Annotated in this window: 19 protein-coding genes; 3 read left to right on the top strand and 16 right to left on the bottom strand. The window is 74.6% G+C overall.

Going from position 1 to position 20,696, the window contains the following annotated elements; all coding sequences use genetic code 11:
- Nucleotides 1–38 precede the first annotated feature (38 nt).
- Both BM414_RS18310 and BM414_RS18305 read right to left on the bottom strand, forming a co-directional pair.
- Complete coding sequence (locus BM414_RS18310) at nucleotides 39–875, bottom strand: ABC transporter permease (protein WP_093581632.1); 837 nt, start codon at nucleotides 873–875, stop codon at nucleotides 39–41.
- Nucleotides 872–1,873, bottom strand: a complete 1,002-nt coding sequence (locus tag BM414_RS18305) for an ATP-binding cassette domain-containing protein (protein ID WP_093581630.1) — start codon at nucleotides 1,871–1,873, stop codon at nucleotides 872–874. The genes BM414_RS18310 and BM414_RS18305 overlap by 4 nt, the downstream gene beginning before the upstream one ends.
- A 277-nt stretch (nucleotides 1,874–2,150) precedes the next feature.
- Between BM414_RS18305 and BM414_RS18300 the strand changes: the two genes are divergently transcribed.
- On the top strand, nucleotides 2,151–2,567 hold the full coding sequence (locus tag BM414_RS18300; protein WP_093581628.1) for a VOC family protein: 417 nt from the start codon (nucleotides 2,151–2,153) through the stop codon (nucleotides 2,565–2,567).
- A gap of 127 nt (nucleotides 2,568–2,694) precedes the next feature.
- Here the strand turns inward: BM414_RS18300 and BM414_RS29525 are convergent, their stop codons facing one another.
- From BM414_RS29525 to BM414_RS18270, 6 genes are all read right to left on the bottom strand, one after another.
- Entirely contained in the window at nucleotides 2,695–3,015 is a 321-nt protein-coding gene (locus BM414_RS29525; protein ID WP_175551673.1) for a hypothetical protein, read from the bottom strand.
- A gap of 141 nt (nucleotides 3,016–3,156) precedes the next feature.
- The gene (locus tag BM414_RS18290; protein ID WP_093581626.1) at nucleotides 3,157–4,581 is read right to left on the bottom strand and encodes an FAD-binding oxidoreductase; all 1,425 of its coding nucleotides are present in this window, start codon (nucleotides 4,579–4,581) and stop codon (nucleotides 3,157–3,159) included.
- 15 nt (nucleotides 4,582–4,596) lie between these two features.
- Nucleotides 4,597–5,331, bottom strand: coding sequence for a Crp/Fnr family transcriptional regulator (locus BM414_RS18285; RefSeq protein ID WP_093581624.1), 735 nt, complete (start codon nucleotides 5,329–5,331; stop codon nucleotides 4,597–4,599).
- A 39-nt stretch (nucleotides 5,332–5,370) separates the two neighbouring features.
- Nucleotides 5,371–7,083, bottom strand: coding sequence for a glycerol-3-phosphate dehydrogenase/oxidase (locus BM414_RS18280; RefSeq protein WP_093581622.1), 1,713 nt, complete (start codon nucleotides 7,081–7,083; stop codon nucleotides 5,371–5,373).
- Between the two features lie 44 nt (nucleotides 7,084–7,127).
- Nucleotides 7,128–8,117, bottom strand: coding sequence for a class II fructose-bisphosphatase (glpX, locus tag BM414_RS18275; RefSeq protein ID WP_281246757.1), 990 nt, complete (start codon nucleotides 8,115–8,117; stop codon nucleotides 7,128–7,130).
- 220 nt (nucleotides 8,118–8,337) lie between these two features.
- Nucleotides 8,338–9,759: a DUF2252 domain-containing protein gene (locus tag BM414_RS18270; RefSeq protein ID WP_093581620.1), complete on the bottom strand. Its 1,422-nt coding sequence runs from the start codon at nucleotides 9,757–9,759 to the stop codon at nucleotides 8,338–8,340.
- A 327-nt stretch (nucleotides 9,760–10,086) separates the two neighbouring features.
- Between BM414_RS18270 and BM414_RS18265 the strand changes: the two genes are divergently transcribed.
- Together BM414_RS18265 and BM414_RS18260 are read left to right on the top strand one after the other, a co-directional pair.
- The gene (locus BM414_RS18265) at nucleotides 10,087–10,701 is read left to right on the top strand and encodes a hypothetical protein (RefSeq protein ID WP_139245941.1); all 615 of its coding nucleotides are present in this window, start codon (nucleotides 10,087–10,089) and stop codon (nucleotides 10,699–10,701) included.
- 450 nt (nucleotides 10,702–11,151) lie between these two features.
- Nucleotides 11,152–12,072 carry a hypothetical protein gene (locus BM414_RS18260; protein ID WP_093581617.1) on the top strand — a complete coding sequence of 307 codons (921 nt, stop codon included), beginning with the start codon at nucleotides 11,152–11,154 and terminating at the stop codon, nucleotides 12,070–12,072.
- Between the two features lie 17 nt (nucleotides 12,073–12,089).
- On the opposite strand, the gene BM414_RS18255 is transcribed toward BM414_RS18260, so the two are convergent.
- The 8 genes from BM414_RS18255 to BM414_RS18220 all read right to left on the bottom strand — a co-directional run bounded on the left by BM414_RS18255 (nucleotide 12,090) and on the right by BM414_RS18220 (nucleotide 20,627).
- Complete coding sequence (locus tag BM414_RS18255; RefSeq protein ID WP_093581615.1) at nucleotides 12,090–12,494, bottom strand: hypothetical protein; 405 nt, start codon at nucleotides 12,492–12,494, stop codon at nucleotides 12,090–12,092.
- A gap of 60 nt (nucleotides 12,495–12,554) precedes the next feature.
- Nucleotides 12,555–13,601 (bottom strand): isopenicillin N synthase family dioxygenase, encoded by a 1,047-nt coding sequence (locus BM414_RS18250; protein ID WP_093581613.1) that lies wholly within the window; start codon nucleotides 13,599–13,601, stop codon nucleotides 12,555–12,557.
- Nucleotides 13,598–14,701 (bottom strand): adenosine deaminase, encoded by a 1,104-nt coding sequence (gene add, locus BM414_RS18245; RefSeq protein WP_217644797.1) that lies wholly within the window; start codon nucleotides 14,699–14,701, stop codon nucleotides 13,598–13,600. The genes BM414_RS18250 and add overlap by 4 nt, the downstream gene beginning before the upstream one ends.
- Entirely contained in the window at nucleotides 14,698–15,549 is an 852-nt protein-coding gene (locus BM414_RS18240) for an ABC transporter permease (protein ID WP_093581760.1), read from the bottom strand. The genes add and BM414_RS18240 overlap by 4 nt, the downstream gene beginning before the upstream one ends.
- Complete coding sequence (locus BM414_RS18235; RefSeq protein ID WP_093581611.1) at nucleotides 15,546–16,334, bottom strand: ABC transporter permease; 789 nt, start codon at nucleotides 16,332–16,334, stop codon at nucleotides 15,546–15,548. Before BM414_RS18235 ends, BM414_RS18240 begins: the two co-directional genes overlap by 4 nt.
- The gene (locus tag BM414_RS18230; protein ID WP_093581609.1) at nucleotides 16,335–17,171 is read right to left on the bottom strand and encodes an ABC transporter ATP-binding protein; all 837 of its coding nucleotides are present in this window, start codon (nucleotides 17,169–17,171) and stop codon (nucleotides 16,335–16,337) included. It abuts the gene before it with no gap.
- A 29-nt stretch (nucleotides 17,172–17,200) separates the two neighbouring features.
- Nucleotides 17,201–18,259: an ABC transporter substrate-binding protein gene (locus BM414_RS18225; RefSeq protein ID WP_093581607.1), complete on the bottom strand. Its 1,059-nt coding sequence runs from the start codon at nucleotides 18,257–18,259 to the stop codon at nucleotides 17,201–17,203.
- A gap of 208 nt (nucleotides 18,260–18,467) precedes the next feature.
- A complete protein-coding gene (locus BM414_RS18220; RefSeq protein WP_093581758.1) occupies nucleotides 18,468–20,627 on the bottom strand; it encodes a DEAD/DEAH box helicase in 2,160 nt (719 codons plus the stop codon).
- Nucleotides 20,628–20,696 lie beyond the last annotated feature (69 nt).

The raw sequence follows: 20,696 nt of genomic DNA, 5'->3' as shown, positions 1-20,696 counted from the left end.
GTGTCCTGTCGTGCGTCCTGCGCCGGCCGGGCTCCGGCTCAGCGGCTGCGGTACAGCCTCGTCGTCAGCGGGAGGAACACCGCGGCCAGCCCCGCCGCCACCGCGAGGGAGACGACGATCGCCACGCCGTCGGGCGTGCCGGCCATCAGCGACCGCGACGCGGTGGCCAGGACCGAGATGGGGTTGACGTCGACGAAGGCCTCGAGCGGGCCGGGCAGCGTGGTGGGGTCGACGAAGACGTTGGACAGGAAGGTCAGCGGGAAGATCGCCATGAAGCCGGCGTTCATCACCGCGTTCGGGGAGCGCATCAGCAGACCGAGGACCGAGAAGACCCACGACAACCCGAACGAGAAGGCGACGACCAGCGCGAGCGCCGCGACCGCCCCGGCGAACCCGCCCTCGGGCCGGAACCCCAGCGCCATCCCCACGACGATGATCACCGTGCCGGCGATGACGTAGCGGACGCTGTCGCCGAGCAGCGAGCCCAGCAGCGGCGCCGGCCGCCAGATCGGCAGGGAGCGGAAGCGGTCGACGACCCCTTTGGTCAGGTCGGTGTTCAGCGAGATCCCGGAGTAGACGGTCGTGAACAGGACCGACATGACCAGCAGCCCGGGGAGCGTGTAGTCCAGGTAGGCGCTGGTGGACCCGGCGATGGCGCCGCCGAACAGGTACGTGAACAGCAGCAGGAACATCACCGGCGTGACGGTGACGTCGAGCAGTTGCTCGGGCACGTGCTTGACCTTGAGCATCCCCCGCCAGCCGAACACCAGCGCGGCCGAGAGCCGGCCGGGCCGGGGCGGCCGCGGCGTGGAGGAGATGGCCCGGCGCACCGCCGCGGTGTCGGCGGAGCCGGTCGTCCTGGTCGTGGCGGTCATGACGCGTGCTCCCGCAGGGTGTCGGAGGTCGGGGACGTCTCGTCGGCGGCCTCGTCGGCTGCATGGCCGGTGAGGGCGAGGAAGACCTCGTCGAGGCTCGGCTGCTGCAGCCAGAAGTGCGCCAGCGGGACGCCGGCGTGGGCGAGCCCGGCGACGGCGATCGCCGCCCGCTCGGCGTCCGCGCCGACGGCCGACAACGCCGCCGGGTCCGCCTCCAGCACCACCGGGCCCACCGAGCGCTCGAGCAGCTCGGCGGCCTCGGCGCGCCGTCCGGGGTCGAGCAGCCGCACCTGCAGGGAGCCGGTGCCGACCGACGCCTTGAGGTTCCCCGGGGTGCCCTCGGCGATGACCCGGCCCCGGTCGATCACGGCGAGTCCGTCGGCGAGCTGGTCGGCCTCCTCGAGGTACTGGGTGCAGAGCAGGATCGTCGTCCCCTCGGCGACCAGCGCGCGGACGATCTCCCAGACCTGGTTGCGCGAGCGGGGGTCCAGCCCCGTCGTCGGCTCGTCGAGGAACATCAGCCGCGGGGTGACGACGATGCTCGCCGCGATGTCCAGCCGGCGGCGCATGCCGCCCGAGTAGTGCTTGACCAGCCTGCCCGCGGCCTCGGCGATGTCGAAGGCGTCGAGCAGCTCGTCGGCACGGTCCCGGGCGGCGGCCCGCGAGTAGCCGAGGAGGCGGCCGAGCAGCACCAGGTTCTCCCGGCCGGTCAGCTCCTCGTCGACCGAGGCCAGCTGGCCGGTCAGGCTGACCAGCTCGCGGACCGTGTCGGCCTCGGTCACGATGTCGTGCCCCAGGACCCGGGCACTCCCCGCGTCCGGGGCGATCAGCGTGGCGAGCATGCGGATCGTGGTGGTCTTCCCCGCCCCGTTGGGCCCCAGCACCCCGTAGATCGTGCCCGCCGGGACGGCGAGGTCGACCCCGTCGACGGCGCGCGTCGTCCCGAAGGACTTCCCGAGCCCGCTCGCCTCGATGGCGAGTGGTGTCTGTGTGGTCATCGGCTTCCTCACCTCGAGCGCATCAGGGGATCTCTCTGCAGGTCTGACGGACTGTCCGCCGGAGACTCATCGGACGCCACCGACTTACCGGGCGTCCCGGCGGCTCGTTCCCGTCACCGCTCACGCTGGACCCTCAAGCGCGCTTGAGGTCAAGGGCACCCAGGCAAGGGCACGCAGACGCCGTCGTCCGGTCGGCCCCGCTCCGATGACTCCCGCGCGCCCGGGCGGTCGGCACCGGCAGGGAGGTACCTCCCTGCCGACGACAGGAGGAGGACCGATGAGGACGCTGCACGTGGGCCTCCGCGTGACCGATCTCGACCGGTCGCTCGCGTTCTACCGGGCCCTCGGCTACGAGGTGGTGGGCGACGTCCCCGAGACCGGTCTGGGACACCTGACCATGCTCAAGCTGCCCGGCGACGAGTTCGTGAGCATCGAACTCGTGCACGATCCCGCTGGACCCGAGGTCCGGTCCGGGACGAACCTCAGCCACCTCGTCGTCACCGTGGACTCGATGCACACGACCGTCACCGGGCTCACCGGGAAGGGCGTCGAGGTCGAGTCACCCACGTCCCCCGACGGCGCGGCGGACTTCCTGACGGCGTGGGTCACCGACCCGGACGGCAACCGCATCGAGTTGGTCCAGTGGCCGGCCGGCCACCCCGACGGCATGACCTCCGCCGACTTCTCCGGCTGAGCCCCACCCGGGACCCCGGAGGTACACCAGGCGATGAGCGCACCGATCCGGCTGTACGTGTCGATGTCCCTCGACTCGATGTCCCTCGACTCGATGTCCCTCGACTCGATGTCCCTCGACTCGACGGCTACGTCGCCGGACCCGACGACCGGGCCGGGCAGGTGTACGGCCCGGTCCTGGCGACCAGGGCCGTGATCTCCGGACGGCGCACCTTCGAGCTCGCCGGTCGCTGGAACGGCGACCACCACGGCGGGGTCCCGGTCCTCGTGCTGACCTCCGCCGTCGACGACGGCGACGTGCTCCCGGGCACGGCGAGGTCCTGCACCGACGTCGTCGAGTGCGCCGCCGAGGCACGGGCGCGGCGGGCGACCGCGCCGTCATGGTGCACGGCGCGAGCGCAGCGCACGCGCTGCTGCAGGCCGGCCGGCTCGACGAGATGGAGATCCACCTGGTCCGGTCCTGCCGGGCGCCGGCCGCCGCCTGTTCGAGGACCGCACCGACCGCGTGGAGCTGGAGCTCGTCCGGCGGCTCGACGGCCCCGACGTGACCCACCTGCGCTACCGGGTGCGGCGCTGAGCGGCTGCCCCGCTCAGCCCGGGGGGACGTTCTGGTTCAGCCGGAACAGGTTGGCCGGGTCGTACTCGCGCTTGAGCGCGGTGAGGCGCCGGTACTTCGCGTCGCCGTACGCCTGCCGGACCCGCGCGCCGCCCTCCTCCATGAGGAAGTTGACGTAGACGCCGGTGTGCCACGGCGCCAGCGCCGTCCAGTAGTCGCGGGCCCACTGCCGCTGGTCCTCGAAGCCGTCCGCGGTCGGCGTGTTGCCGTTGATGTTGAAGGTGAACCCGGCGGAGCGGCCGCTGAACGCCGTCGCGTCGTCCGCGACCCGGGCCACCGCTCCGCCCATCTGCCAGAGCGCGATGCTGCTCAGCGGTGAGGTGATCCGCCGGCCGTGCTCGGCGACGACCCCGATCACCTCGTCGGTCAGCGCGGCGACGTCGCAGGAGCGGACGTAGTACCAGCAGCCGTGCCGGTAGGACGGGTCGAACATCTGCTGGTGCGCCAGGAACGGCTTGGGCGCGACCAGGTCGAGGACCGGCGAGCCGCAGGTGCGCATCGGCCGCAGCACCGCCTCCCCCTCGTCGACGTCGCCCGCGTAGCAGGCGGCGACCGCGATGACCGGCCGGCCGACCAGCTCCGCCGGGACGACGGGCAGCGCCGGGGCGAGCCGCTGCACGACGATCGTCATCAGCTCGTCGGGGCAGTCGGCGACCCAGTCCCGGTAGCAGCGCAGCACCTGCTCGGCGTCGTCCATGGACCAGAAGGTCGCGCCGGCCGTCACCTGCGGCCCCACGGGGTGCAGGCGGAACCGGAAGTCGGTGACCACGCCGAAGTTGCCGCCTCCGCCGCGCAGCCCCCAGAAGAGCTCGGCGTTCTCGTCCTCGGCAGCGCGGACCACCTCGCCGTCCGCCGTCACCAGGTCGGCCGACTCCAGCGAGTCGACGGTCAGGCCGTACCTCCGCATGACCCAGCCGATCCCGCCGCCGAGGGTCAGTCCGGCCACCCCGGTGTGCGACACGATCCCGGACGGCACGACCAGTCCGTGCTCCTGGGTCGCCTCGTCCACCTCGCCCAGGAGGGCCCCGGCCTGGACGCCGGCGACCCGGGCGTCCGGGTCGACGCGCACGCCGGCCATCGGCCGCAGGTCGATCAGCAGGCCGCCGTCGACCGTCGACAGGCCGGGGAAGCTGTGGCCACCGCCCCGGACGGCGACGGTCAGCCCGGAGTCGCGTCCGAACCGGACGGCGGTGCGGACGTCGTCGATCCCGGTGCACCGGGCGATGAGGGCCGGGTGCCGGTCGATCGACCCGTTCCACACGCGGCGGTGCTCCTCGTACCCCTCGTCGCCCGGGGCGAGGACCTGCCCCTCGAAGGAGGTGCGGAGCGCGGCGACCGCGGCGCTCCCGACCCCGCTGGTGCCGGTCCTGACGTCGTCCGTGCCCACCGTCCTGGTCATGCCGGCAGTGTCGGGTCAGCGGCGCGGTCGGTCAGGGACCCAGGTTCCACCGAGCTCACCGCTCAGCCGGACCGGGTCGAGGATCTCGATGTGGTCGCGGTGGGTGCTGACCACCCCGGACTCCCGCAGGTCGCGCAGTGCGCGCACGACGACCTCGCGCACGCTGCCGACGGCCTCGGCGAGCTCCCCCTGGCTGACCGGGACGGTGAGGACCCGCCGCGCGCCCGCGCCCGTCCGCGACTCCTGCGACGCCAGGTCGAGCAGGTGGCGGGCCACCCGGTGCCGCACGGTGGTGAACGCGCTGTCGGTGATCTCGTGGACGAAGCTGCGCACCCGGTCGGCCAGTTCGTGCAGGAGCGCGTCGGCCACGTCGGCGTCCTCGGCGGCCGCCCGCCGCACGACCTCCGGGGAGAGGCGCAGGACCGTCGTGTCGACGACGGCCTGCGTGCCCGCGGGCATCCCGGTCCCGTCGGCGTAGAGCGACACCAGGCCGACGAGCGCGCCGCGCCGCGCGTAGCGCACGGTCATGCCGCGACCGTCCGGCGCGGTGACGAACACCCGGACGAGCCCGTCGACGACCAGTTCCAGGTACTCGGCCGTCTCGCCCTCCCGGTGGGACACCGAGCCGGCCGGCACCCGCACGGGACGGGACCCCGCCAGCAGCCGCCGGCGCGCGGGCTGCCGCAGCCGGGAGAGGTTCGACGCGGCGAGGGCGGCCCCGACCGCGCCGTCATCGGTGCCGTCGTCCACGCGGTTCTCCGTGCCGGGAGGGGCCGGTGAGCCGGCCGGTCAGGCCATGCTGGTCTCGCCCATCCGGACGTCGGGTGCGCCCAGGCGCGCGGCGTCGGCGGTGCGGTCGTCCAGCTGCTGCTGCGACTCCCGCTCGGCCTCGACCCGCAGCCGGTAGTGCGCCACCTCCCGCTCGACGTGCGCGGCGTCCCAGCCGAGCAGGGGCGCGACGATCTCCGCGACCTCGGCGGCCGCGGCGACGCCCCGGTCGGGCACCTCGATGGAGACCCGGGTGCGGCGGGTCAGGACGTCGTCGAGGTGCAGGGCCCCCTCGTGGCTGACCGCGTAGTACGCCTCGGCCCGCAGGTACTCGGGTGCGCCCGCCAGCGGTTCGCGCAGCGCGGGCTGCTCGGTCATCAGGTCGAACAGCTCCCCGGTGAGGGTCCCGTACCGGCCCAGCAGGTGCTCCACCGTCGAGAGCGGGAGCCCGGTGCGCTCGGCGGTGAGCCGGCGCGCGTTGTGCGCGGCGACGTAGCCCTCCGCGCCCACCAGCGGGATCCGCTCGGTGATCGACGGCGGCACCGTGCGCTCGAGGCCGTGCACGGCGGAGTCGACGGCGTCCTTGGCCATCACCCGGTAGGTCGTGTACTTGCCGCCGGCGATCACGGTCAGGCCGCGCACGGGACTGGCGACGGCGTGCTCACGGGAGAGCTTGCTGGTCGCCTCGGACTCCCCGGAGAGCAGCGGCCGCAGCCCCGCGTAGACGCCGACGACGTCCTCCCGGGTGAGCGGGTCCTCCAGCAGGCTGTTCGCGTGGGCGAGCAGGTAGTCGATGTCGTCCCTGCTGGCGGCCGGGTGCGCCAGGTCCAGGTGCCACTCGGTGTCGGTCGTCCCGATGATCCAGTGGCTGCCCCACGGGATGATGAACAGCAGGCTCTTCTCGGTGCGGGTGATGACACCGGTGGCGCTGTTGATCCGGTTCCGCGGCACCACCAGGTGCACGCCCTTGGACGCGCGGACCTGGAACTGGCCCCTCCCGCCGACCATCTCCTGGATCTCGTCGGTCCAGACCCCGGCGGCGTTGACCACCTGCTGCGCGCGGATGGCGAACTCGCCGCCGCCCTCCAGGTCACGGACCCGGACCCCGGCGATGCGGTCGCCCTCCCGGAGGAACTCGGTCACCCGCGTGCTGTTGACGCACAGCGCCCCGTACGCGGCCGCGGTCCGGGCCAGCATCATGGTGTGCCGCGCGTCGTCGACCTGGCCCTCGTAGAAGCGGATGGCCCCCCGGATCGCCGACCGCTTGCCGGACGGGAAGGACTCCGCCGTCTTGCGGCGGCCCAGGTGCCGGAGGTGTCCGGGCACCCCGCGCCCGGCGCCCATCACGTCGTAGACACCGATGCCCAGGCCGACGTAGGCCCGGTCGATGCGCTTCTCCAGCGGATAGATGAAGGGAACCGGCCGCGCCAGGTGCGGGCACAGGGTGTTGAGCACCAGGCGGCGTTCCCGCAGCGCCTCGAAGACCAGGTGGAAGTCGAACTGCTCGAGGTAGCGCAGGCCGCCGTGGAAGAGCTTGCTGGACCGGCTGGAGGTGCCGGCGGCGTAGTCGCGCGCCTCCACCAGCCCCACCTTCAGGCCCCGGGTGACCGCGTCCAGGGCGGCGCCGGACCCGACGACCCCGCCGCCGATGACCAGGACGTCGAGTTCCTCCCGCGCCAGCCGCTCGAGGGCGGCGGTGCGGTTCCGGGGGCTGAGGCGTTCGGAGATGGGCACGGTCGCTCCTCTGCTCGGGTGGCGCCGGACGTCGCGGCGCCTGGTCAGTGGCGGATGAGGTTGGAGCGGCTGCGGTCGTGCCGGGTCTCGATGACGCGGATCGCCCCGGACCTCGATCGCATGGACAGCGACTGGGTGACCACCGCGTCCTGCTGGAAGCGGACGCCGCGCAGCAGCGCCCCGGTGGTGACACCCGTGGCGCCGAAGAAGACGTCGTCGCCCGACACGAGGTCCGTGGTGGTGAGGACGCGGTCGAGGTCGTGCCCGAAGTCGAGTGCGGCGGCCCGTTCGGCGTCGTCCCGGGGCCGCAGCCGCCCGAAGATCTCCCCGTCGCTGCACCGCAGCGCGCAGGCGGCGATCACGCCCTCGGGCGTTCCGCCGACGCCGACCAGCAGGTCGACCCCGGAGTCCGGTTGCCCCACGGCGATGGCACCGGCGACGTCGCCGTCGAGCAGCGACCTGACCGCCGCTCCCGCGCGGCGGATCTCGGCCACGAGGTCCTCGTGCCGGGGACGGTCGAGGACGGCGACCGTGAGGTCCTCCTGCCGCTTGCCGAGCGCGCGGGCCACCGTCGCGAGGACGTCGGCGATGGGGGCCTCGGGGTCGACGGCGCCGGCGGCGGCGCCCGGGACGACCAGCTTGTGCATGTAGACGCAGGGCCCCGGGTCGAACATCGTGCCCCGCTCGGACAGGCCCACGACCGCCACGGCGTCGGGCAGTCCCTTCGCGGCGGCGGTCGTGCCGTCCACCGGGTCGACGGCGATGTCGACCTCCGGGCCCGAGCCGTCGCCGACCCGCTCCCCGTTGAAGAGCATCGGCGCCTCGTCCTTCTCGCCCTCGCCGATGACGACGACCCCGGACATGCCGACGGTGCCGAGCACCGGCCGCATCGCGTCGACGGCCGCGGCGTCGACCTGGTTCTTGTCCCCCCGGCCGACGTACCGGGCCGACGAGATGGCCGCCGCCTCGGTGGCGCGGACCAGTTCCAGGGCGAGGTTGCGATCGGGGTCCAGCGGCATGCTGGGCCCGGTCACGCGCCCGCACCCCTCGTGCCGGGGAGTGCGGCAGACCCGCCGCGCAGGTCACCCGGGCCGGGTGGTGTGCGGGGTACGGCGGACATGGCCAGCACCTCTGCTCGGTGGTCCGGAGCGCTTCGGTCCTCTCGCTCGCCCCCACGGGGACGACCCGTCTGGACCGTATCGGCGGGTGACCTGGACCACAACGCCGCCCACCGGCCGCCGTCAGCGACCGCCGTCAGGCTCCCGTCTCGGTGGGAAGCGCACCGCGGGCGACCGCACGCACGAGGATCTCGTGGTCGTGCTCGGTCTGGTCGGCGTAGGCCCGGGCGAAGCGGCAGAGCGCCACGTCGAGCTTGTCCGAGGCGCCCACGTAGCCGTCGATCATCGAGGCGCCGCTCGTCCGGGCGTGCCCCTTGGCCAGCAGCCGGCCGCAGACGCCCGCGTAGTCGCCGAGCGCGGAGGCGTCCAGCGCGTCGACCGCGATGGTGCCCTTCATGTTCCGGAACTGGCGGACGTAGTACTGGCGGCCGGCGATGCTGGTCCACCCCAGCAGCGGGTCGCTGACCGTCTGCAGCGCCTGCTGGTACTCCACGACCCGCTGGCCCTGGTGGGCGTGCCAGGCGGAGTCCCCGTGGACGTACGGCGCCAGGACCGAGCGGCGCGCCTGCTTGAGCTGCAGGAACACGACGTCGTCGGCGCTGCTGCCCTCGCACAGCGCGACGAAGGCGCGCAGTCCGACGCTGCCCACCCCGACGACCTTGTGGGCGACGTCGACGAGGGTGTACCCGCTGAGCACCCGCCGCCAGTGCGGGGGCAGCGTGCCGACGTAGGCGTCGAGGCCGTCGGCCACCTGGTCCCGTTCGTCGGGGTCGAGTCGGGTGATCAGCGGCGGCTCCTCGACGATGCGCCGTCCCTCCGCACCCTCCTCGGTGAACCGGGGAAGGGCCCGGTCGCTCACCCGTCTGCGTGCCCGGCGCGCGGTCCGCTCGATCTCCGTGCGCAGCGACCGGTCCGTCGCCGTCGCGCGGAGCCGGCTGACGTCGAGCCGGTCGAACGACCGCGCCAGGAGCGGCTCGCCGGACAGCCGGTGCAGGTGCTCCCGGTACCTGCGCGCCATGGACGCGACCGCGCGGCTGCACTGCTCCTCGGTGGCCGAGTTCTGCCGCCCGGCCACCCAGATGCTCGCGGCCAGCCGGCGCAGGTCCCACTCCCAGCCGCCGGGATGTGCCTCGTCGAAGTCGTTGAGGTCGATGACCAGGTCGCGCTCGGGAGAGGCGTAGAAGCCGAAGTTGCCCAGGTGCGCGTCGCCGCAGATGACCGGCCGGATCCCGGTGGCCGGGAGCCCGGCGACGTCGGCCGCCATCACCACGGCCGTCCCGCGCAGGAAGCCGTACGGCGAGGCGGTCATCCGGGCGACCCGGACGGGTATGAGCCGGTCCACCCGCCCGACGTGGGACGCCCGGATCTGGTCGACCACGTCGTGCCGGTCGGCGGGAGGGGTCCACCGCCCCAGAGCGGACCTGGGCACCTGCTGGCGCAGCCGTCGTCCGAGGGCGTACCGCTCCGCGCGGGGCGTGGGGCGGCGCCGCAGCGAGCCGAAGGCCGTCCCGTCTGCCGTCTCGAGCACCACGTGCCCGCCGGATCGCGCATCGGCCATGGGCACCCCAGACACTCGGCGGGCCGTCGTCGGTCCTCGGCGCATGCTCCCAGACACGGGCGGGGCAGAGCTCCTCCGACGGCGCTGGGGTGGGGTCCCCGCGCAGCCGGTCCATCGGCACGTCGGATCGCCGCACCGTCCCCCCGGCCCGCCGTCCCGAGGGCGCTTCCCGGACGGGCCCCGCTCCGGTGAGATGACCCGGGGACCGGTCCGCCGGTGTCCCGACGGGACGGAGGTGCCGGCCGTGGTGCACGCCCCGCTGTCCGGAGGAGGAGCCGGGCGTCGTCCCGCCCCCGGTCCCCCGCACGCGTGCACCGGTGCCGTCGGGTGAGTGCCGGCACCCGCACCGACCGCGACGTCGACCGGGCGGCGCTCCTCGGCACGGCGCTGGCCGCCGTCGTCGCGCTCACCTTCGGGGGTCAGGGCGAGTGGGACTGGCTGGCCGCGGCCACCGGGATCGCCCTGCTGCTGGTGCTGGCGGCGTTCTTCCGCCTGCCCGCGGGCGGGGCACCCACGCCGCGCGTGCGGGCCGAGCTCGCCGCGGTGTCGGCGGTGGCCGCCCTCGCGGCCACGCTCGTCCTCGCGCCCGTCCTCCAGGCCGCCCTCGCCGCGACCGACGCCGGGCGCACCTGCCGCGCCAGTGCGGCGGTGGCGGCCGGTGCCCTCGAGAGCGACGAGGCCCGGCAGCGCGGCGCCGACGTGGCCGTCGCCCGGGGGGACGCCGAGGGACCCGCCTCCGAGGCACTGTCGCGCGCGGCCCGCGACGAGGAGCGGACGGTGCTGAGGAACTGCCTCGGCGCGATCACCTCCGGCTGGCTGTGGGCGCCGGCTGCCGGTCTGGCAGGGGTCGGCTACGCGCTCGCCTGGTGGCTGGTCCGCCGTCGGCACGCGCCGGACGGCACTCCCCCCGGGAAGCGACCGCGTTCGACGTCCCCGACGTGATCGGACTCCGCACCGGTCCCCGGGTGCCGTCGGCCGGCCGACCGCGCGTCGAGCTCGGCCTGCCATTCCGCGCGCCCGCTCGAGCTCGCCCGCACCGCCGCGCTCCACAGGACGACGGCGACTCCGACCGCCAGGAACAGGACCAGGAGCAGCAGCCCGGTCAGGACGTCCTCCCAGCCGGCCCACGGCGAGGCGGTCATGCTCCCCGGGCGGAGGGGCGGATCCGGCGTCATGGGACGAGGGTGCGGCACGCCGCGGGCCCACGGGTCCCGCGCCGGGCCGCTCCACCCGGCCGGGCGAGTCACGCTCCGCGACGGCCGTGCGCGGCTGAACCCGATCAGGCGGCCCGACGCGCTCCCCCCGGTGATCTCCGCCCCGCACCGGGCCGCATGCCCCCGGACCGCCCTAGCGTCCCGGCACCCGGGACGGGTCCCGCGGAGGGAGGCAGGGATGACGACCACCGAGCTGCACACCGACGACGAGGCCGGCCGCCGGCGCCCCGACGTCTCGGGCGACCTGCCCACGGTCCTCGAGGCCGCGCCGGCGTTCCGCCGGGTCGTGGCCGGCTACGACCGATTCCAGGTCGACACCTACGTCCGGTGGGCCGAGGACGAGCTCGCCACCGCGGACCGCGAGCGCGAGCACCTCCTGACACGGCACCTGCGGACCAGGGCCGACCTCGAGGACGCCCAGCGGTTGCTGGCCCACTCGTGCGGAGGCGCGGAGTCCCTCCGGCTGTCCTCCCGGATCGGGTCGGTGCTCGCCGTGGCGGCCGACGAGGCCGAGGGCCTGCGGGCCGAGGCCGAGGCCGATCGCACCGCCGCCGCCGCGGAGGCCGCGCGGACGGTCGCCCGCGCGGAGCAGGTGCTGGCCGGCGCCGAGGACCGCGCCGGGCAGCTGCTCGCCGACGCGGCGGCCCGGCTCGCCGAGTCGACCGCCGGGGCCGAGCGGGTGGTCGCGGACGCCCGCGCGGCGGCCGACGCACTGCTCGAGGAGGCGCGGCTGGTCGAACAGCGGGCCGCCGAGCACGCCGGCCGGATCCGGCAGCGGGCCCGGGACGATGCGGACGTCGCCCGGCTGCAGGCCCGGGACGAGGTCCTCCGCGTGATGGAGACCGGACGGGACGAGCGGCGGCGGGCGGACGACGAGGCGGCCGCGGCCCGCGAGCGCCTCGATCGTGACGCGGGAACGCGCCGGGCCGCTCTGCTCGCCGACGTCGCGGCGCTCGAGGGGAGGCGGGCCGCACTCGCGGCGGAGGTCGACCGACTGGCCGCGGCGGTCCCCGTCCCGGCCGACGGCCGACGGCCGATCTCCCTCCCCCGGCTCCTCGACCGCCTGGGCCGGCGGCAGTGGTCCTGGCGGGTGCCCTGAGCCGGGTCCGCCGACGCTCAGCGGCGGGCGAGGACGGCCAGCGCCGCCGCGCAGCCCCACCCGACCACGACGACCGGCGTCTCGACCGGGTCGAGGCCGCCCGGGCGGACCCGGACGCGGCTGCACCGCTCGCTGAGGTAGCCCAGCGTCAGGCCGGTGCCCAGCCACCGCAGCACCCAGCGCGCACGGTCGTCCGGCCCGCGGAGCAGCCGGCCGAGGGCCCAGACCTCGAGCCCGAGCAGGTACGGGGGCGCGCTGTAGGCGGTGCCGAACCACAGCCAGTCCCGGACCAGGTGCTCGGGGCTCCCCGTCATGAACGGGACGTCGAAGTACCGGCGCCGCCGCAGTGCGACGACGTGGCCGGCCGCCTGCGCCGCCAGCTGCGCCGAGGTGACCGCCAGGAGCGTCGTCCGCTGCGCCATGGCGCCGCACCGTAGGGCGCCCGGACCCGCTGCAGGGGTGCCGTCCGCGCCGGAGGGTCCTCAGGCGCCGCCCTGCGCCGCCAGCACCCGCGCGGCCTCGCGGTCGGCGTCGGCGTTGGCCACGCCGGCCCGCGAGCCGGCGAGCTTGGCGCGGATGTGCTCGCCGACGGTGATCGGCGGGTACGGCGAGCCCTCGCCGACGCAGGTCGGCAGGGTCTCGACGAGGGCGTCGACGTTGCCGTCGTGGAAGAACGCCGCGCTGCGCCGCCGCTGGATCGTGCCGTCCACGATCGGCGGCTTGACCCGGTGCAGGGTCGACATCCAGCGGTCGTTGGTCCACCGCGCCATCAGGTCGCCGAGGTTGATCAGCAGCGCGCCGTCGGCCGGCATGACGTCGTGCCAGCCGCCGTCGCGGCCGAGCACCTGCAGGCCGGCGACCTGGTCGGCCCACAGCACCGTGACGATGCCGTAGTCGGTGTGCTCCCCCATGCCGGTCAGGTCGCCGTCGAGCTCGAGCCCGCCGGGCTCGAGGGCGTAGTTGTTCATCCGGAGCACGTCGAGGCTGTGGTCGGTGTGGCGCTCGAAGAAGCCCTCCGGCAGGCCGAGCGCGTCGGCGAACAGCGTGGTCAGGGTGCGCGCCACCCGCGAGGCCTCCGCGGAGTACGCCGAGACGGCGTCGCGGAACGACGGCGCCTCGGCCGGCCAGACGTTCTCGGGGTAGTCGGCCTCCGGCAGGTCGAGCCCCGGGAAGTCCGAGACCGCCGCACCCACGTTGAACGCCTCGAAGAAGTCGTGCATCCGGTTGGACGGCGCGAGTCCGAGGCTGAGGCTCAGCGACTCGGTCTTGGGCGGGGCGTAGCCGCGGTTGACCGCCGGCGGCGTGCGGTAGCGCTTCTTCACCTCCAGCGGGAGGGCGAAGAACTCGTCGAGGGCGGCGGCGAAGGCGTCGGTGACGGCGGTCGGGACGCCGTGGCCGACCACCTGCACGAAGCCCACGGTGCGAGCCGCCTCGTCGAACGCCGCGGCCGCCGCCGCGCGCTCCTCCGGGGTGCCGGCCCCGACGTAGGGCGAGACGTCGACGGTCGGGACGGTGAACGGCGTGCTCATGCGGGGTCCTCCTGGAGGGCGGGCGGCGCGTCGGGGGTGGCGGCCACCGCGGCCTCGACGCGGGCGAGCAGGGCGGCCTTGTCGGCGTCGTCGAGCCAGCAGGCCTCGACGGCGTTGCGGGTGAGGGCGGCGAGCCGGTCGCGGCGCCAGCCGAGCGCGTGCGCGAGGACGCGGTGGTCGTGGGTCGGGTCGGTGCCGAACATCGGCGGGTCGTCGCTGTCGATCGTCACGAGCAGCCCGGCGTCGACCATCTCCGCGATCCGCCGGTGCGTGCCGTCGCCGCTGCCGGAGTAGCGGCCGATGTCGGAGCCGACCGGGGTGCAGGTGAAGGGCACCCGCTCCGCCACGCACCGCGCGGTGATCGCCGGGTCGTCGACCACGTGGTAGCCGTGGTCCACCCGGCTGCAGCCCAGCTCGTCCAGGAGGACCTCGACGTGGTGCGGCGGGCCCGACTCGGAGTGCGCCGTCCGCCGCAGCCCGGCGCGCCCGGCGAGCCGGAACGCCTCGGCGAAGCGGGCCGGCGGGCCGTTGACCTCCGCGTAGTCCAGGCCGATGCCGAGCACCTCGTCGGCCCGGTGCTCCACCACCTGCTCGACCAGCTCGACGGCGGCCGCGCCGCTGCGCTCCCGGCAGATGCCGACCACGAAGCCGGCCCGGATCCCGGTGTCGGCCTCCGCGGCGCGCGCACCGGCCAGGACGCCTTCCAGGATCCGCGGGTACGGCACGCCGGGGTGGCCGGGCGGGCTCAGGTGCACCTCGCGGTAGAGCACCCCGTGGTCGGCACCGCCGGCGGTCAGCGACTCGTAGGTCACGCGGGAGAAGTCCTCGACGTCGCGGATCAGCGAGCCGATCACGTCGAGCACGCGGAGGAACTCGCCGAGGTCCTCGTAGCTCGAGTGGTCGTAGAGGTCGTCGGCCGACCGGCCGAGGGCCACTGCGTGCTTGCGGGCGAGGTCGACCACGGTCTGCGGGGCCACGCTGCCGATGAGGTGGCAGTGCAGGCTGACCTTGGGCAGCGCGGCCACCATCGCGTCGACGGCCGGGTCGGCCGGCACCGGCGTGGAGTGCACGCCGGCAGCTCTGCTCGCCGGGGCGCTCACCGGGCGCCCCCCGGTCGTCCGAACCGGCCGAGGACGGCGGTCTCCACCAGCTGGGCGACCAGGTAGAGCAGCAGCGCGGTGAGGCTGACGACGACGACCAGCGCCCACACGCGCGCGTTCTGCGAGCGGTTGGCGGCGGAGACGACGGCGTAGCCGATGCCCTTGCCGGTGGCGAGCCACTCGGCGAGCAGCGCGCCGGTGAGCGCGCCGGGCACCGCGATCCGCACCGAGGCGAACAGCGCGGGCAGGGCGGAGGGGAAGCCGACCTTGAGCAGCACGGTCGACGGCGACCCGCCGTAGACCAGCACCAGGTCGCGCATCTGCGGCGTCACCGAGCGCAGGCCCAGCACGATGTTCACCAGCGCCGGGAACAGCACGACGATCGCGCTCATGATGGCGACGACGCCGTAGCCGCGGCCGACGAGCAGGATGAGGATCGGCGCCAGCGCGATGAGCGGGACGGTCTGCAGCACCAGCGCCACCGGCATCACCGCGCCCTCGAGCGCCTTCGACCGGACGACGACCGCCGCCAGCACGACCGCCGTCAGCATGCCGGCGGCGAACCCGACGGCGGCGTCGGTCAGGGTCTGCTGCAGCAGCGCCCAGATCTCGGTGCGGAGCTCGGCGGAGTCGTCGTCGCCGAAGAGGGTGGTCCACACCTCCGCCGGTGTCTTGCCGACGTAGGGCGAGACGTCCCAGACGCGCAGCGCGACGACCCAGAGCAGCACCACCACACCGATCACCAGCACCGTGGTGGCGACCTGGCGGACCACCGCCCGCAGCGTCGAGCCGGTCCGGCCGGCGACCGGGGCGGTCGCCTCCTCGGCCCCGGGCAGCAACGCGGTCATGACGCGGCCCCGCGGGACCACGGCGTGACCAGTCGGCCGACCAGGCCGAACAGGGCGTAGAAGGCGCCGGCCACCAGGGCGCAGCCGATGCCGACCGCCCAGGCCTGCTCGACGTCGACGTTCTGCTGGGCGATCTTGAGGACGAGCGCGACGCCACGCTGCACTCCCCCGACGTACTCGCCGAGGATCGCGCCCAGGAACGCCGCGGGCGCGCCGATCCGCATGGCGCCGAGGATCGAGGGCAGCGCCGCGACCAGCTGCACCTTCACCAGCCGGCGCACCCGCCCGCCGCCGAAGACGCTCACCACGTCCAGGCTCGACCGGTCGGCGGAGCGCAGCCCGAGCACCGTGCCGACGACGGTGGTGAAGAAGACCGACAGGGCGGCCAGCGCGGTGGCGGTGCCGGAGCGCTGCCCCTCGTCGGGGTTGCCGATGACGATGAACAGCACCGGCGCGATCGCCACCAGCGGCACGCAGTAGCTCAGCACCGCGACCTGCATGAGGACCCGCTCGGCGACGGGCAGCAGCAGCACGAGCGAGGCGACGACGAGGCCGGCGACGGTGCCGTAGGCGAACCCGACCGCGGCCTCCTGCAGCGTCATCCCGAAGTGCAGCGCGTAGAAGCCGAGGCCGTCGTCGACCGCGGTGGCCACCACGCCGTCAGGCGTCGGGATCCGTGCGCCGGAGAGCACGGTGGCGGCCGCCAGCCACCACAGGGCGACCAGCGCGACGATGCCGAGGACGCCGGTGCGCAGCGAGCGGACCGATGCGCGGGAGAGGCGCACTCAGTCCTCCCCCGGCGCGGCGGCCGCGCCGTCGAAGAGCAGCTCCGAGGCCCGGTCGTGCAGGGCGTGGAACTCCGGCGTGCGCATCAGGTCCGGTGTCCGCGGCCGCGGCAGGTCCACCTCGATGACCTCCTGGACCCGCCCGGGGCGCGCGCTCATCACCGCGACCCGGTCGGACAGGAAGATCGCCTCGGAGATGCCGTGGGTGACCATCAGCGTGGTCGCGGGCTTCTCCGTCCAGATCCGCAGCAGCTCGACGTTCAGCCGCTGCCGCGTCATGTCGTCCAGGGCACCGAAGGGCTCGTCGAGCAGCAGCACCGACGGCCGGACCACCAGCGCCCGCGCGATCGAGACCCGCTGGCGCATGCCGCCCGACAGCTGCGCGGGCTTGGCCTTCTCGAAGCCCTCCAGGCCGACCAGCCTGATCATCTCGGCCACGAGCCCGTCGTCGGCCCGGCGTCCGGAGACCTCGAACGGCAGCCGGATGTTCGACAGCACCGACCGCCACGGCAGCAGCGCGGAGTCCTGGAAGGCGATCCCCAGCTCGTGGCCGCGGCGCAGCTGCAGGGGAGTGCGGCCCTCGACCAGCGCCGTCCCGGACGTCGGCTCCTCCAGGCCGGCGAGGATCCGCAGGATCGTGGACTTGCCGCAGCCCGAGGGCCCGAGCAGGGACAGGAAGCTGCCCTTGTCGGTCCACAGCGTGGCGTCCGCGAGGGCCTGGACGGTGCGGCGGCCGACCCGGAAGTCCTTGGTCAGCGAGTCGATCCGCACGCCGGTGCCGAGGGAGACCGCTCCCCCGGCACCGGCGCTCGTCGACGTCGTGACGACGTCGGTCATGGAGTGCCTCTCGTGCGGGTCCGGTCCGGTCAGGAGGGGAGCTCGGTGAGCTCGGGCTTCTCCTCGAGCAGCTGCTCGAGCAGGGACAGGTCGAACAGGTCCTCGGCCTCGATGTCGATGCCGGCCGCGGCGAGGGTGGCCATGTTCTGCTCGATGAGCTCGTCGGAGACGGTGAACAGGCCGTTGGCCTCGACGTCGGGCGTGACGATCAGCCCGGCCTGGACCTCCGACTGCTCGAGCTCCTTGGCCATGTCGAGCTGCAGGTCCGCGCCGTACTCCTCGACCGCCAGGCGCGCGCCCTCTGCGGGGTCGGCCAGGGCGTCCTGCCAGCCGCGGATCTCGGCCTCCAGGAACGCCTGCACCCGCTCGGGCTCCTCGGCGATCATCCGCTCGGTGGTGATGACCGACTCCGCGACGAACGGCAGCCCGTTGTCGGCGAAGGGCAGGTTCGTCACCTCGATGCCCTGCGCCTGCACGGTGATCGACTCGTTGGTCAGATAGGCCAGGAAGCCGTCGACCTCGCCGTCGATGAGCGGCGCGGGGTCGTACTCGACCGGCACCTTCTCCACGCTGGCCGGGTCGATGCCGTTGACCTCGAGCAGCGCGTCGAACAGCGTCTCGTTGCCGCCGGCCTGCACGCCGATCCGCTTGCCGACCAGGTCCTGCGGCGTCGCGATGTCCCCGCCGTCGGCGAGCGACAGGATCGTGAAGGGGTTCTTCTGGAACTTGGTGCCGACGATCCGCAGCGGGGCGTCCTCCTCGGCGATGACCTGGGCGGTGGAGACGGCGTTGCTCAGGCCGAAGTCGGCGTCCTCGGTGGCCACGAGGGTCTCGATGGCGCCCGGACCGGGGTCCATCGTCACCGAGCCGAACCCGGCCTCCTCGTAGTAGCCGTTGGTGTCGGCGAAGAACTCGCCGGCGAACTCGGCGTTCTTGATCCACGACAGCTGCAGCGTGAGGTCGCCGAAGCCGGCGTCCCCGCCGCTGGCGGCTGCCGACTCGTCGTCGCCGGACCCGCACGCCGTGAGCAGCACGGCAGCGGCGATCAGCAGGGCTCCGACGCGCACGGCGCGGAAGCGGAAGGTCATCGGGTCTCCGTATCTCGGCTGCGCTCTCGGCCCAGCGCGGTGGGGTCCGCCGTCCCGGCGTGCGGCTGGGCGGAAACCTAGGAGCGGGTCGTTTCGCGCTCCGACCCCCGGCGTTTCGGGTCGGTTAAGCCACGCCGCGACGCAGAGGAGCCCTCCCGGTCGGCTGACCGGGAGGGCTCCGGTGATCGCGGGGACCGTCCGGCGCGCGTCAGGTGCCCGTCTGCGCCGCGCTCGGCAGGGCCGAGGGCGCTTCCGCCGCCAGCGCGTCGGTCAGCAGTGCGACGAGCGCCTCGAGCTGCACGTCGGCCGAGGACCCGACCTCCTCGTCCGACCCGTCGAGCGCCCGGGCGGCCAGCCCCGCCTTGCTGTCGATCAGCTCGGCGATCCGGGCGTCGATGGTCTGCGCGGCGATGATGCGCCACGCGGTGACCGGCTCGGTCTGGCCGATGCGGTGGCTGCGGTCGATGGCCTGGGTCTGCTCGGCGTCGGTCCAGGACAGCTCGGCGAGCACGATGTCGGAGGCGACCTGCAGGTTGATCCCCACGCCGGCGGCGGTGAGCGAGCAGACCGCGACGGCGACGCCGGGGTCGTTGACGAACGCGTCGATGTTCTCCTGCCGCGACCGCGACGTCTGGTCGCCGCGGATCGAGGAGAACCGGACGCCCTGCCGGGTGAAGACGTCCTCGGCGGCGTCCATGACGTCGACGTGCTTGGCGAAGAAGACGACCTTGCCGGCGCTGCGGGCGAGCTGGGCGGCGTAGTCGGCGGCCAGCCCCGCCTTGGCCTGGCCGATGCGCCGCATCATCGTGAACACGTTCTCGCCGGACGCCGCGGTGGCGGCCTCCTTCTGCTCCGAGCGGGCCACCCGGCGCACGAGGTCGAGGTCGATCCCCTCACCGGGACCGGACCCGCGGTTGGCCAGCGCGCGCTCGTACTGCGCCACCATCCGGCGGGCGAGGTCGCGCTCGGCGGCGCGGATCGACCGGCCGGCGGCCCCCTCCAGCTCGACGGGGAGGTCGGCGATGCGGCGGGCGGGGATGTCGGCGGCGACGTCGACCTTGCGGCGCCGCACGATGCCCATGTCGACGACGCACCGGCGGGCCGCGGCGTAGAAACCGGGGTCGGCGGGGGTCAGGCCGGTCCCCTCCAGCGCCTCCATCAGCTCGCCGAGCGGCTTGCTCTCGTCGATCCAGCCGAGGAACTGCCAGATGGCCCGGAAGTCGTCGATGTCGTTGATCAGCGGGGTGCCGGTGAGGGCCATGAGCAGCGGCCGCGTCGTGCGGGACCGGATGCGCTGCGAGAGCTCCAGGACGTGCTGGGACCGCTGCGACGTCCGGTTCTTGATGAAGTGCGCCTCGTCGACGACCATCCCGCGGAAGCCGAAGTCGCCGAGCCACCCGACGTGGCGGTCGAGCACCTCGTAGTTGACGACGACGATGTCGGCGAACCCGTCGATCGTGTCGCCGTTGCCGTGGATCACGGTGGCCGGGCGGTGCGGCGTCCAGATGCCCGCCTCGCGCGCCCAGTTGGTCTTGACGACGTTCGGCACGACGACGAGCAGCGGGAAAGCGCCCGCCGCCTCCGCGGACAGCAGCGCCTGCGCCGTCTTGCCCAGGCCCGGCTCGTCGGCGAGCAGGAAGGTGCGGTGGCCGGAGGCGGCGGCCGCGACCAGCCGCGCCTGGTGGGGCATGAGCTCCCGGCCACCCGCGGCCTGCCGGGACGTCGGCGCCGGCAGGGCCATGCCCGCCGGGTCCCCGCCGCCGGCGCGCTCGAAGGACCGCAGGAGCGGGCCGAGCAGCTCCCACCCGGCCAGGCGCTGCGGGCGCGGCGCGGTCGGCCGGGCGGCGGAGAAGTCGGGAGCGAGGAAGGGGTTGGCCAGCTGCCGTGAGATGACCGACTGCGGCACGACCCGCTCGGGCGCGGGCGCCGCGGGCACCGGCTCGGCCGGCGGGGCCTCCTCGGGAGGCGACTCGAGCCCGACGGACCGGAGCACGTCCTGCCGCAGCGCCCGCGCGGCGTCGGAGACGACGGCGTCCTCGGAGAGCAGCGCGAGGAGCCCGGCGTCGCGGACGGCGGTCTTCGCGAGGATCGTGGCGACGCCGTCGAGACGCTTGAGCTGCTCGGCGCGGCGGGCGTCGCTGCCGCCCTCGTCCGCTCGCACCCGGGCGTGCTCCTCGCGCAGCAGCAGCGCGACGACCTGGAAGCGGGTGCGCACCGACGGCGTCACCCGCCCGCGCTCCGCGGCGGCCTCGACCTCGCGCACGGTGCGGGCGAGCACCGAGATGAGGTCGAGGTCCTCCCGGTCGCGCCGCGTGTTGCGCGGGGCGGTGCGGCGCGTGCCCGTCGGGCGCCGGCCTGGTCGAGCCACGAACACCTCTCCTCTTACTGCCCGGCACGGGTCCCCCGTCGGGACGCTGGCGCACCGGCCGGCCACCGG

The organism is Geodermatophilus amargosae (assembly GCF_900116515.1).
GTDB classification, from domain to species: domain Bacteria; phylum Actinomycetota; class Actinomycetes; order Mycobacteriales; family Geodermatophilaceae; genus Geodermatophilus; species Geodermatophilus amargosae.
The sequence above is the reverse complement of the archived record's forward strand: the minus strand, read 5'-3'. Positions and strand labels throughout refer to the sequence as shown.

Coding starts and splice junctions, on each gene's coding strand:
- BM414_RS18310 (WP_093581632.1), bottom strand. CDS start 875: ATGACCGCCACGACCAGGACGACCGGCTCCGCCGACACCGCGGCGGTG.
- BM414_RS18305 (WP_093581630.1), bottom strand. CDS start 1,873: ATGACCACACAGACACCACTCGCCATCGAGGCGAGCGGGCTCGGGAAG.
- BM414_RS18300 (WP_093581628.1), top strand. CDS start 2,151: ATGAGGACGCTGCACGTGGGCCTCCGCGTGACCGATCTCGACCGGTCG.
- BM414_RS18290 (WP_093581626.1), bottom strand. CDS start 4,581: ATGACCAGGACGGTGGGCACGGACGACGTCAGGACCGGCACCAGCGGG.
- BM414_RS18270 (WP_093581620.1), bottom strand. CDS start 9,759: ATGGCCGATGCGCGATCCGGCGGGCACGTGGTGCTCGAGACGGCAGAC.
- BM414_RS18260 (WP_093581617.1), top strand. CDS start 11,152: ATGACGACCACCGAGCTGCACACCGACGACGAGGCCGGCCGCCGGCGC.
- BM414_RS18255 (WP_093581615.1), bottom strand. CDS start 12,494: ATGGCGCAGCGGACGACGCTCCTGGCGGTCACCTCGGCGCAGCTGGCG.
- BM414_RS18250 (WP_093581613.1), bottom strand. CDS start 13,601: ATGAGCACGCCGTTCACCGTCCCGACCGTCGACGTCTCGCCCTACGTC.
- BM414_RS18240 (WP_093581760.1), bottom strand. CDS start 15,549: ATGACCGCGTTGCTGCCCGGGGCCGAGGAGGCGACCGCCCCGGTCGCC.
- BM414_RS18230 (WP_093581609.1), bottom strand. CDS start 17,171: ATGACCGACGTCGTCACGACGTCGACGAGCGCCGGTGCCGGGGGAGCG.
- BM414_RS18225 (WP_093581607.1), bottom strand. CDS start 18,259: ATGACCTTCCGCTTCCGCGCCGTGCGCGTCGGAGCCCTGCTGATCGCC.